The organism is Streptomyces thermoalcalitolerans, from assembly GCF_039525155.1.
Classification (GTDB): domain Bacteria; phylum Actinomycetota; class Actinomycetes; order Streptomycetales; family Streptomycetaceae; genus Streptomyces; species Streptomyces thermovulgaris.
In genome coordinates, this window is record NZ_BAAAHG010000006.1 from 36197 (window position 1) to 47423 (window position 11227).

10 protein-coding genes and 1 tRNA gene are annotated in these 11227 nt (G+C 70.7%); 9 read left to right on the forward strand and 2 right to left on the reverse strand.

Annotation, left to right across the window (positions count from 1 at the left end):
* The first annotated feature begins 36 nt into the window (after nt 1–36).
* From ABD224_RS05905 to ABD224_RS05915, 3 genes are all read left to right on the forward strand, one after another.
* Entirely contained in the window at nt 37–1242 is a 1206-nt protein-coding gene (locus ABD224_RS05905) for a helix-turn-helix domain-containing protein (RefSeq protein WP_344047540.1), read from the forward strand.
* 109 nt (nt 1243–1351) lie between these two features.
* Nucleotides 1352–1960, forward strand: a complete 609-nt coding sequence (orn, locus tag ABD224_RS05910; RefSeq protein ID WP_344047542.1) for an oligoribonuclease — start codon at nt 1352–1354, stop codon at nt 1958–1960.
* A gap of 114 nt (nt 1961–2074) precedes the next feature.
* Nucleotides 2075–2147: transfer RNA gene (locus tag ABD224_RS05915), tRNA-His, on the forward strand.
* Between the two features lie 144 nt (nt 2148–2291).
* On the opposite strand, the gene ABD224_RS05920 is transcribed toward ABD224_RS05915, so the two are convergent.
* Nucleotides 2292–2912 carry a malonic semialdehyde reductase gene (locus tag ABD224_RS05920; RefSeq protein ID WP_344047544.1) on the reverse strand — a complete coding sequence of 207 codons (621 nt, stop codon included), beginning with the start codon at nt 2910–2912 and terminating at the stop codon, nt 2292–2294.
* Between the two features lie 99 nt (nt 2913–3011).
* Here ABD224_RS05920 and ABD224_RS05925 point away from each other — a divergent pair, with 99 nt between their 5' ends.
* Entirely contained in the window at nt 3012–3425 is a 414-nt protein-coding gene (locus tag ABD224_RS05925) for a winged helix-turn-helix transcriptional regulator (protein WP_344047545.1), read from the forward strand.
* Between the two features lie 158 nt (nt 3426–3583).
* Here ABD224_RS05925 and ABD224_RS05930 read toward each other — a convergent pair whose 3' ends face one another.
* Complete coding sequence (locus ABD224_RS05930; RefSeq protein ID WP_344047546.1) at nt 3584–4639, reverse strand: LacI family DNA-binding transcriptional regulator; 1056 nt, start codon at nt 4637–4639, stop codon at nt 3584–3586.
* A gap of 392 nt (nt 4640–5031) precedes the next feature.
* On the opposite strand from ABD224_RS05930, the gene ABD224_RS05935 reads away from it, so the two are divergent.
* The 5 genes from ABD224_RS05935 to ABD224_RS05955 all read left to right on the forward strand — a co-directional run bounded on the left by ABD224_RS05935 (nt 5032) and on the right by ABD224_RS05955 (nt 11149).
* Nucleotides 5032–6351: an ABC transporter substrate-binding protein gene (locus tag ABD224_RS05935; RefSeq protein WP_344047548.1), complete on the forward strand. Its 1320-nt coding sequence runs from the start codon at nt 5032–5034 to the stop codon at nt 6349–6351.
* Between the two features lie 5 nt (nt 6352–6356).
* Complete coding sequence (locus ABD224_RS05940) at nt 6357–7373, forward strand: carbohydrate ABC transporter permease (RefSeq protein ID WP_344047550.1); 1017 nt, start codon at nt 6357–6359, stop codon at nt 7371–7373.
* Between the two features lie 12 nt (nt 7374–7385).
* Nucleotides 7386–8294: a carbohydrate ABC transporter permease gene (locus ABD224_RS05945; RefSeq protein WP_344047552.1), complete on the forward strand. Its 909-nt coding sequence runs from the start codon at nt 7386–7388 to the stop codon at nt 8292–8294.
* Between the two features lie 150 nt (nt 8295–8444).
* Nucleotides 8445–9881: a GH1 family beta-glucosidase gene (locus tag ABD224_RS05950; RefSeq protein ID WP_344047553.1), complete on the forward strand. Its 1437-nt coding sequence runs from the start codon at nt 8445–8447 to the stop codon at nt 9879–9881.
* Nucleotides 9882–10195: 314 nt separating this feature from the next.
* Entirely contained in the window at nt 10196–11149 is a 954-nt protein-coding gene (locus tag ABD224_RS05955; RefSeq protein ID WP_344047554.1) for an aldo/keto reductase, read from the forward strand.
* The last annotated feature ends 78 nt before the right edge of the window (nt 11150–11227 follow it).

Here is an 11227-nt window from a genome sequence, read left to right on the forward strand (position 1 = left end):
CCGAGGAGCCGCGACCACCGAGGGGGGCTTAGCAGGATGAGCCACGACTCCACTGCCGCGTCGGAAAACGTCACCCGGAAGCTGTCCGGGCGACGCCGCAAGGAGATTGTCGCGGTGCTGCTGTTCAGCGGCGGCCCCATTTTCGAGAGTTCCATACCGCTGTCGGTGTTCGGGGTCGACCGCCAGGACGCCGGCGTACCGCGCTACCGACTTCTGGTGTGCGCCGGTGAGGAAGGCCCCCTGCGGACCACGGGGGGTCTGGAGCTCACCGCACCGCACGGCCTGGAGGCGATCTCGCGCGCGGGCACGGTCGTCGTGCCGGCCTGGCGCTCGATCACCTCTCCGCCACCGGAGGAATCGCTCAACGCGCTGCGCCAGGCGCACGAAGAGGGCGCCCGCATCGTGGGCCTGTGCACCGGGGCCTTCGTCCTGGCCGCGGCCGGCCTGCTGGACGGCCGTCCGGCGACCACACACTGGATGTACGCACCGACCCTGGCCAAGCGCTATCCGTCGGTGCACGTCGATCCGCGGGAACTGTTCGTCGACGACGGCGATGTGCTGACGTCGGCGGGAACGGCCGCCGGGATCGATCTGTGCCTGCACATCGTGCGCTCGGACCACGGCAGCGAGGCGGCGGGCGCGCTGGCCCGGCGGCTGGTGGTCCCGCCGCGCCGGAGCGGAGGCCAGGAACGCTACCTGGACCGCTCTTTACCGGAGGAGATCGGCGCCGACCCGCTCGCGGAGGTCGTCGCCTGGGCGCTGGAGCACCTCCACGAGCAGTTCGACGTGGAGACGCTGGCGGCGCGCGCGTACATGAGCCGGCGTACGTTCGACCGCCGCTTCCGCTCGCTGACCGGCAGCGCGCCGTTGCAGTGGCTGATCACCCAGCGGGTGCTGCAGGCACAGCGGCTGCTGGAGACCTCGGACTACTCGGTGGACGAGGTCGCCAGCCGCTGCGGCTTCCGTTCCCCCGTCGCGCTGCGCGGCCACTTCCGGCGCCAGCTGGGCTCGTCGCCGGCGGCCTACCGGGCGGCCTACCGGGCGCGGCGCCCGCAGGCCGAGCGGTCGGCGGACGGCAACGCCCCCAGCGGCCCGGCGACCCCGCCGGCTTCCACGGGCTCCCTGGCCTCCCCGGCCTCCCCGCCCGCTCCCACCGTGCACCGCGCGGAGGGCCATGTCCCGCACCAGACCCGCCGCACTCCGGCGGCCCTGTCGGCGAGCGTGCCGGGTCAGCGGAGCTGACAGCCGGGCGCCGGGCGGGCGGGACGCCTCCCCGCCCGGCGGTCCCGGCAGAGGCGAGAGGTCCGCACGGCCGGTCCGGTGCGCGACGGCGCGCCGTAAGGTGAGACACATGAACGATCGCATGGTGTGGATCGACTGCGAGATGACCGGCCTCTCGCTGTCCGACGACGCGCTCATCGAGGTGGCCGCCCTCGTCACCGACGCCGAGCTGAACGTCCTCGGCGAGGGCGTCGACATCGTCATCCGGCCGCCGGACTCCGCGCTGGAGACGATGCCCGAGGTGGTGCGCGAGATGCACACCGCGTCCGGCCTGCTCGCCCAGCTGGCCGACGGCACCACGCTGCAGGACGCCGAGGAGCAGGTCCTGGCCTATGTGCGGGAGTACGTCAAGGAACCCGGCAAGGCTCCCCTGTGCGGCAACTCGGTCAGCACCGACCGCGGCTTCCTGCTGCGCGACATGCCGACGCTGGAGTCCTACCTCCACTACCGGATCATCGACGTGTCCTCGATCAAGGAGCTGGCCCGGCGCTGGTACCCGAAGGCGTACTACAACAGCCCCGAGAAGAACGGCAACCACCGCGCCCTCGCCGACATCCGCGAGTCCATCGCGGAACTGCGCTACTACCGCGAGGCCATCTTCGTCCCGCCGCCCGGCCCCGACTCCGACACCGCCAAGGCGATCGCCGCGAAACACGTCCTGCCTGCCCAGAGGGGCTGACCAGGGCTTACGGCGAAGCGACGCGAAACCCGTGCGCGAGCATCCCGCCCGACCCTGTACACTCTTTCTCGGCTGGTCGGGGACATCACGAATCCCTCCTTCCGACCGGTCGTGGTGGGTGTAGCTCAGCTGGTAGAGCACCTGGTTGTGGTCCAGGATGTCGCGGGTTCGAGTCCCGTCACTCACCCTCGTCGCAGAGGCCGGTGACCCTCACGGGGTCACCGGCCTCTCTGTGTGTCCGCCGCCTCCGCGCCGACGGCCGCCCCGGATCCTGTGGACGCGCACGCCGGGTGCCGGGGGTGCGTGCCGGACAGCGGGTGCGCCGTGGGTGTCAGGTCCAGGCGAGGACGTCCTCGTGCCCCAGACGCGGCAGACGGTCGAACTCCGGGGCCCCGGCGGGGTGACCGATGTTGACGACGAGGAGGGAGCGCCAGTCGCTCTCCGGGAAGAACTCCTTGTCGATCCCGGCGGCGTCGAAGCCGCCCATCGGCCCGGCGGCCAGGCCGAAGGCACGGACCGCGAGGATGAAGTAGCCCGCCTGGAGCGGCCCGTTGAAGGACGTGATGCGGTCGCGGAGGGCCGGGTCCGCATCGAAGTGGTCCTTCAGCTCCGGACGGACCGGGAAGAGCCGGGGAATGTGCTCGTGGAAGCGGCCGTCCACGGCGAGGACCGCGACGACCGGCGCGGAGGCCGCCTTCGGCCGGTTGCCCTCGTCGAGGTGCGGGAGCAGGCGCTCCTTGGCCTCGGGCGTACGGATGTACAGGACGCGCAGGGGCTGCGAGTTGACTGCGGTGGGGGCCCAGCGGGTCAGTTCCCAGATGCCGTTCAGCGTCTTGTCGTCGACGGGGGTGTCGGCGAACGAGTACACGGTGCGCGCGTCGGTGAAGAGCGCCGCACGGGCCTCGTCGTCGACGCGGGGGAGGGTTCCGGGCGCGGCAGGCGCAGCGGACATGAGGATTCTCCTTGTGAAGACGCAGTTACTAGGCAAGTCAATGCCGCTTCGAAAAACCTAGTGACATCTCGCAGCGTAGCACCCGGCTATCCTGGAGTCATGAGGGAAGCAGCGGGGAGGCGAGCGGCCGGCCAGGGCGACGACTGTGCCGGACGGCATCACCCGGCGGCCTGCGACAGCGCGCTCACCCGCGCTTTCCGCTTCCTCGGCAAGCGGTGGAACGGCATCATCCTGGCCACCCTTCAGCACGGCCCGCTGGGCTTCGCCGAGCTGCGGCGCGCGGTGGAGGGCATCAGCGACTCGGTTCTCTCGGAGCGGCTCTCCGAACTGTCCACCGCCGGGCTCGTCCTGCGTGAGGTGGAGTCCGGCCCGCCCGTCACGGTCCGCTACCGCCTCACTCCGGCAGGAAAGGCCCTGACCCCCATCCTGAGCGAACTGACCACCTGGGCGGCCCGCCATCTGCCGCAGTCGCCCCCGGCGGCACAGCGCGGCGGCACCGGCCGCACGGAATGAAGCTCAGGGAACAAAGATCAAGAAATAAGGATCAAGCGGGGCCCCGTGCGGATCCCGCCGCGGGTCGAGCGGGGTCCGGTACGCGCATCCGTCGCACCGGCGGCACGCGCCCGTCGAGGTCCGGCCCGGCCGGGGCCCGGGCGGCGGGCCGGGGTCCGTCACGACGAGGACCGCACCACCAGTTCCGTGGGCAGCACCATCTTCCGCCGCTCAGGCTTCCGGGACGCCGCGGGGCGGCGGTCCGCGATCTCCGCCAGAAGAAGGTCGATCATCGTGCGGCCCATCTCCTCGATGGGCTGGCGGACGCTGGTCAGGGGCGGTTCCATGTGGCGGGCGATGACGGAGTCGTCGTACCCGACGAGGGACACGTCGTCGGGGATGCGGCGGCCGGCCTCGCGCAGCACCTGGCGGGCACCGGCCGCCGTGACGTCCGAGGCGGCGAAGACGGCGTCCAGGTCGGGACGGTGGGCGAGCAGACGGGTCATCGCGCGACGGCCGCCCTCCTCGGTGAAGTCGCCCTCGGCCACGAGAAGGTCGTCGGCCTCCCGGCCCGCGGCCCGGAGCGCGTCGCGGTAGCCGTCCACACGGCGCTGGGCGCCGTAGACGTCCATGCGGCCGGTGATGTGGGCGATGGTCCGGCGCCCCTGGGCCAGCAGATGCTCCACCGCCGAGCGGGCGCCGCCGTAGTTGTCGGAGTCCACCGAGGGCAGGGGCTCGTCCGCCGAGCGCGGGCCGCTGATCACCGCCGGGATGTCCAGCTGGGTCAGCATGTCCGGCAGGGGGTCGTCCGCGTGCACCGAGACCAGCAGGACCCCGTCCACCCGGTGGGCCGCCAGGTACTGGGCCAGCCGCTGCCGCTTCCGGTCGTTGCCGGCGAAGATCAGCAGCAGCTGCATCTCGGTGTCGGAGAGCCCGGCGCCCACACCGCGCAGCATGTCCGAGAAGTACGGCTCGGCGAAGAAGCGGGTCTCCGGCTCGGGGACGACGAGGGCGACCGCGTCGGTGCGGTTGGCGGCCAGGGCGCGGGCGGCCGTGTTGGGGACGTAGCCGAGTTCGGCGACCGCCGCCTCCACCGCGGCGCGGGTGGCATCGCTGACCCGGGGCGAGCCGTTGATCACCCGGGAGACGGTGCCGCGACCGACACCGGCCCGTGCGGCGACCTCCTCCAGAGTCGGCCGACCGCCGCTCCGACCCCGAGTTCCGTGGCCTGCCATTGGCTCCGCCCTTCCGCTGTCGCACCACCTTGGCCTGGAATCTAACAGTCCTCCCGGAACGGGTGCCGCCTTCCTCCGGGGCACCGTCGCCCCGCCCCGGCGGACGGCCTCGCGCGGCCGTCCGGACGGGCCGGTCCCTCTTCCGGAACGACAACTTCCCGATTCGCCGTATTAGTTAACAGGCCGATAACCGAACGAATTTGTCCTTGCTCATGCCCTTGACACCCCTGCCCGGAGCCGCAACCCTTCAACACACCATCCGTGGGAGCGCTCCCACACTATCTGACACTACACAACCCGCACGTTCCCCACCCGAGCCGCAGCGCACACACAACGAGCCCAACCACGCACGTTGGCCGGGGGTCGGCACGTCAGGGCAACAGGAGGACGCAATGCGAGCACGAGTTTCCACCGCCCGCAAGGCGGCGGTCCTGGCGGCAGCCGTATCGCTGGGCGCCGGGCTGCTGACCGGCTGCGCCGACGACGGCAACGACCGGTCCGATTCGTCGGGCGGCTCCGACGGCAAGATCGTCATCACGCTCGGTCTCTTCGGCACGTTCGGCTTCAAGGAGGCCGGCCTGTACGCCGAGTACGAGAAGCTGCACCCGAACATCAAGATCCAGGAGAACGTCACCGAGCGGAACGAGAACTACTACCCGGCGCTCGTCAACCACCTCACCACCAACAGCGGCCTGATGGACATTCAGGGCGTGGAGGTGGGCAACATCGCCGAAATCGTGAACACCCAGGCGGACAAGCTCGAGGACCTCTCGAAGGTTCCGGGCGTGAACAAGAGCGACTGGCTGCCCTGGAAGTGGCAGCAGGCCACCACGAAGGACGGCCGCACCATCGGCCTCGGCACCGACGTGGGCCCGATGGCGATCTGTTACCGCAAGGACCTCTTCCAGAAGGCCGGGCTGCCCACCGACCGGGACACGCTGGCGAAGATGTGGGCGGGCGACTGGAAGAAGTTCATCGACGTGGGCCGGCAGTACCAGAAGAAGGCCCCCGCGGGCACCACCTTCCTGGACTCCCCCGGCGGCTTGATGAGCGCCGTCCTCGGCAGTGAGCGGGTACGGTTCTACGACGAGTCCGGCAAGGTCATCTACAAGACGAACCCGGTCGTCAAGGACGCCTTCATGATGACCGCGAAGGCCGCCCAGGAGGGCCTGGTCGGTTCCCAGACCCAGTTCCAGCCGGCCTGGGACTCGATGATCGCCAACAGCAAGTTCGCGGCGATGTCCTGCCCGCCGTGGATGCTCGGGTACATCGAGAGCAAGTCGAAGCCGGAGGCCGCGGGCAAGTGGGACGTGGCCCCCGCGCCCAAGGCCGGCAACTGGGGCGGCTCCTTCCTCACCGTGCCGAAGAGCGGCAAGCACGTGAAGGAGGCCGCGAAGCTGGCCGCCTGGCTGACCGCGCCGGAGCAGCAGGCGAAGCTGTTCGAGAAGCGCGGCAGCTTCCCCAGCACGCCCGCCGCCTACGACACGCCCGCGGTGAAGAACGCGAAGAACAAGATGACCGCGGACGCCCCGATCGGTGAGATCTTCGCCAAGGCGGCCAAGGAGAGCCCGGTCCAGATCATCGGCCCCAAGGACCAGATCATCGGGTCGACCCTGAACGACAACGGTCTCATCCTCGTCACCAAGGGCCGGTCGCCCGAGAAGGCCTGGGAGACGGCCACCAAGACCATCGACAACAACCTGGGACAGTGACCAGCATGGCCACCCGGCACGACACCGCCGCGCCCCCCGCCGAGGAGGGGGGCGCGGCCCCGGCCCGTCCGACCGCGCGCAAGGCGTCCGCCCCCGCGGACGAGCGCCGCCGGGCCCGGCTGTCCCGCCGCTGGCAGCGGGACATGCGCTGGAGCCCGTATGCCTTCGTCTCGCCGTTCTTCCTGCTGTTCCTGGCCTTCGGCCTGTTCCCGCTGCTCTACACGGGCTGGGCCTCGCTGCACCAGGTGGAACTGACGGCGCCCACCGACATGAACTGGGTCGGGCTGCGCAACTACACCCGTCTCTTCGACGACGACTTCTTCTGGAACGCGGCGAAGAACACCCTGACCATCGGCATCATCTCCACGGTCCCGCAGCTGCTGACGGCGCTGGGCCTGGCCCACATCCTCAACTACAAGCTGCGCGCCTCGACCTTCTACCGGGTCGTGATGCTCGCCCCGTACGCGACGTCGATCGCCGCGGCCTCGCTGGTGTTCGCCCTGCTCTTCGGCCGCGACTACGGGATGATCAACTGGGTGCTGGACCAGGTCGGCATCGACAAGGTCGACTGGCAGAACGACAAGTGGCCGTCGCAGATCGCCGTCTCGACCATCATCATCTGGCGCTGGACCGGCTACAACGCGCTGATCTACCTGGCGGCGATGCAGGCCATCCCGCACGACCTGTACGAGTCGGCGGCCCTGGACGGGGCCAACCGGTGGCAGCAGTTCTTCCATGTGACACTGCCGTCGCTGCGGCCGACCATCCTGTTCACCTGCGTCGTGTCGACCATCGGCGCCAGTCAGGTCTTCGGCGAGCCGCTGCTGTTCGACGCCAACCGCGGTGCCTCCGGCGGCGCCGAGCACCAGTTCCAGACGCTGGGCCTGTACCTGTACGAGCAGGGCTGGGTGAACCAGCACCTCGGCCGGGCCTCGGCGATCGCCTGGACGATGTTCCTGATCCTGATCCTGATCGGCGTGGTCAACTACGTCATCTCGCGCCGGCTGCGCGCCAGTCAGTAAGGAGTTCCGGCCGTGACGACGACAACCCTGACGGCGCCCGCCGACCCGGACACCGAGAAGTCCCGGCGTACGCGCCGGCCCCGGTCCGCGCGGGCGGGCGGGCAGTTGCACGGCGGCCCGGTCGCCTACGCGATCCTGGTCCTGTTCACCATCGGTTCGCTGTTCCCCCTGGTGTGGACGGCGATCGCCGCGTCCCGCAACAACAACCGGCTGGCGCAGACGCCGCCGCCGTTCTGGTTCGGCTCGAACCTCCCGCACAACATCGAGGTCGCCTGGAAGGACGCCAACCTGGGCAAGGCGTTCCTCAACACCACCATCGTGGCGGGTGTGTCCGCGCTGACCATCGTGTTCCTGTCCACCATCGCCGGATTCGCCTTCGCCAAGCTGCGCTTCAAGGGCCGCAACATCCTGATGCTGGTGGTGGTCGGCACGATGATGGTGCCGCCGCAGCTCAGTGTGATCCCGCTGTACATGATGGTCGCCAAGCTGGACTGGACCGACCAGCTGCAGGCGGTGATCCTGCCGTCGCTGGTCAGCGCGTTCGGCGTGTTCTTCATGCGGCAGTACCTGCTCCAGGCCCTGCCGGACGAGCTCATCGAGGCGGCCCGGGTGGACGGCGCGAGCAGCTGGCGCGTGGTCTGGCACGTGGTGTTCCCGGCCGCGCGGCCCGCGATGGCCGTGCTGGGCATGCTGATGTTCGTGCAGGCCTGGAACGACTTCCTGTGGCCGTTCCTGGTGCTGACCCAGACCGGCAACCCGACCGTGCAGGTCGCGATCGCGGGCCTGGGCCGCGGTTACACTCCCGATCAATCCCTGATCATGGCGGGAGCGCTGCTCGGCACGCTGCCGCTGCTGCTGGTCTTCGCGATCTTCGGCAAGCAGATCGTGGGCGGCATCATGCAGGGCGCGGTCAAGGGCTGATCCCCGAACCCGCCCTCGGACGCCGGTGCACGCCGGCGCATGTCCTGCGGGGGGCCGGACCACCGCCGTTCCGGCCCTCCCCTTGCTGTTTTCCTGCTGATCCCTCTCATCTGTCCGTCGGTCTTCTCAACGTCTCATGGGAGCGCTTCCATGTCCGAGTCCGCACAGCCGGTGACCCCGGTGACCTTCCCGTCCTCCTTCCTCTGGGGCACCGCGACCTCCGCGTATCAGATCGAGGGAGCGGTGCGGGAGGGCGGCCGTACACCCTCGATCTGGGACACCTTCAGCCACACCCCCGGCAAGACGGCCGACGGCGACACCGGTGACATCGCCGTCGACCACTACCACCGCTACCGCGACGACGTGGCCCTGATGGCGGACCTGGGCCTGAACGCCTACCGCTTCTCGGTCTCCTGGCCGCGTGTGCAGCCGACCGGCCGGGGCCCCGCCGTCCAGGTGGGCCTGGACTTCTACCGCCGCCTGGTCGACGAGCTGCTGTCCCACGGCATCAAGCCGGTGGTCACCCTGTACCACTGGGACCTGCCGCAGGAGCTGGAGGACGCGGGCGGCTGGCCGGAGCGGGACACCGCGCTGCGTTTCGCGGAGTACGCCCGGATCGTCGGCGAGGCGCTCGGCGACCGGGTGGAGCACTGGATCACGCTCAACGAGCCGTGGTGCTGCGCCTTCCTCGGCTACGGCTCCGGTGTGCACGCCCCGGGCCGTACCGACCACCTGGCCTCGCTGCGCGCGGCCCACCACCTGAACCTGGCGCACGGGCTGGGCATCCAGGCACTGCGGTCGGTGATGCCCGCCCGCAACACGATCGCCGTCAGCCTCAACTCCTCGGTGGTCCGCACGGTGTCGCAGGACCCGGCGGACCTGGCGGCCGCACAGAAGATCGACGACCTGGCCAACGGCGTCTTCCACGGCCCCATGCTGCACGGGGAGTACCCGGCCACGCTGCTGGAGGCGACCTCGTCGATCACCGACTGGTCGTACGTCCTCGACGGCGATCTGCGGACCATCAACCAGCGGCTGGACGCGCTCGGGCTCAACTACTACACATCGACGCTGGTGTCGGCGGCGGACGGGGCGGTGAAGGGTCCCCGCGCCGACGGTCACGGGGAGAGCGAGTACTCGCCGTGGCCCGGGGCGGACGACGTGGCGTTCCACCAGACGCCGGGCGAGCGCACGCGCATGGGCTGGACGGTCGACCCGGACGGCATGCACGAGCTGATCATGCGGTATTCCCGGGAGGCGCCGGGGCTGCCGCTGTACATCACGGAGAACGGCGCGGCCTACGAGGACAAGGTGGACGCGGACGGCCGGGTGCACGACCCGGAGCGCATCGCCTATCTGCACAGCCATCTGACGGCGGTGCACCGGGCCATCGCGGACGGGGCGGACGTCCGCGGGTACTTCCTGTGGTCGCTGATGGACAACTTCGAGTGGGCGTACGGCTATGCCAAGCGGTTCGGCGTGATCCACATCGACTACGCGACCCTGAAGCGGACGCTCAAGTCGAGCGCGCGGTGGTACGGGCAGGTGGCGCGGACCGGCGTCCTTCCCGAGGTGCCGGCGGCCTGACCCGGGCACGGCGCGGGCACGGCGCCTCGAGGGGGTGCCGTGCCCGTGCCGCGCCGGCCGGGAGTCCTCGCGCACACCGGCGAGCGGTTCCCGGCGCCGGTCCGGAACCGGCGCGCACGACCGGCGCGTACGGCTCGCGCCGTACGACGGCCTGTCCGAAGCGCACGGCTCACCGCGAAGTGCCCCGCTCCGCACCCCCGTTCGTCCACGGCCGCGAGGGAGAGTCCGCCACGGGCCACGGGGGTGTGCGCTCTCCCCTGCCCACGGCTGTCCCCCACGACTGCCTGCCCACGACACACGAGTTCGGAGGAACGATGCAGCAGCGCACGCTCGACGCCGCCACCGGAACCAAGGTCAGCACGCTGTGTCTGGGCGCCCTGCCGTTCGGCACCACGGTCGACGAGAAGACCTCGTTCGCCATCCTGGACCGGTTCGTGGAGGCCGGCGGGACCACGATCGACACCGCCAACTGCTACTCGTTCTGGGTGCCGGGCGGCTCCGGCGGCGAGAGCGAGACCGTGCTGGGCCGCTGGCTGAAGGCCCGGAGGACACGGGACCGTGTGACCCTCGCCTCCAAGGTCGGTTCGGGGCCGGGACCCGACGGACAGGCGGAGGGGCTCGCGCCGGCCGTGATCAGGGAGCAGCTGGAGGGAAGCCTGCGCAGGCTCGGCACCGACCACCTGGACCTGTACTACGCCCACCGCGAGGACCGGTCCACTCCCGACGAGGAGACCCTCGCCGCCTTCCACCAGGCGGTGACCGACGGGAAGGTCCGGGTGCTGGGCGCGAGCAACCACACCGCATGGCGGCTGGCCGAGACCCGTGCTCTGGCCGAGCAGCGCGGCTGGACGCCGTACACCGCGGTGCAGCAGCGCTACTCCTATCTCCAGCCCCGGCCGAAGACCGTGCTGCCCGAGGGCGGCCATGTCCACGCGAGCGACGAGCTGCTGGACTATGTGAGCAGCCGCGGCCTGACCCTGTTCGCGTACACCAGTCTCCTGTGGGGCGCCTACAACCGCCCGGACAAGCCGCTGCCGGAGCACTACGCGCACCCCGGCACCGAGCGCCGGCTCCAGGCGCTGGCGAAGGTCTCCGGCGAACTGGGCGTCACCCCCCTGCAGACGGTCCTGGCCTGGCTGACCGGCGGTGAGCCCGCCGTGGTGCCGGTCATCGGCGTCAGCTCGGTGGCCCAGCTGGACGAGTGCCTCGCCGCCGCCGACCTGGAGCTTCCCGAGGAGCTGCGCGAGGTCCTCGACGAAGCCGTCTGAGGCGCCGCGCGGCGCCCCCCCTGAGGGGTGTCGTGCGCACCGGGGTCCGGCGCCCGCCCCGGCCGCGGGGCGGGCGCC

What these genes read in the sequence shown, in the direction of transcription:
- ABD224_RS05905 (WP_344047540.1), top strand. Translation starts at nt 37, where the DNA reads ATGAGCCACGACTCCACTGCCGCGTCGGAAAACGTCACCCGGAAGCTG.
- orn (WP_344047542.1), top strand. Translation starts at nt 1,352, where the DNA reads ATGAACGATCGCATGGTGTGGATCGACTGCGAGATGACCGGCCTCTCG.
- ABD224_RS05920 (WP_344047544.1), bottom strand. Translation starts at nt 2,912, where the DNA reads ATGTCCGCTGCGCCTGCCGCGCCCGGAACCCTCCCCCGCGTCGACGAC.
- ABD224_RS05925 (WP_344047545.1), top strand. Translation starts at nt 3,012, where the DNA reads ATGAGGGAAGCAGCGGGGAGGCGAGCGGCCGGCCAGGGCGACGACTGT.
- ABD224_RS05930 (WP_344047546.1), bottom strand. Translation starts at nt 4,639, where the DNA reads ATGGCAGGCCACGGAACTCGGGGTCGGAGCGGCGGTCGGCCGACTCTG.
- ABD224_RS05935 (WP_344047548.1), top strand. Translation starts at nt 5,032, where the DNA reads ATGCGAGCACGAGTTTCCACCGCCCGCAAGGCGGCGGTCCTGGCGGCA.
- ABD224_RS05940 (WP_344047550.1), top strand. Translation starts at nt 6,357, where the DNA reads ATGGCCACCCGGCACGACACCGCCGCGCCCCCCGCCGAGGAGGGGGGC.
- ABD224_RS05950 (WP_344047553.1), top strand. Translation starts at nt 8,445, where the DNA reads ATGTCCGAGTCCGCACAGCCGGTGACCCCGGTGACCTTCCCGTCCTCC.
- ABD224_RS05955 (WP_344047554.1), top strand. Translation starts at nt 10,196, where the DNA reads ATGCAGCAGCGCACGCTCGACGCCGCCACCGGAACCAAGGTCAGCACG.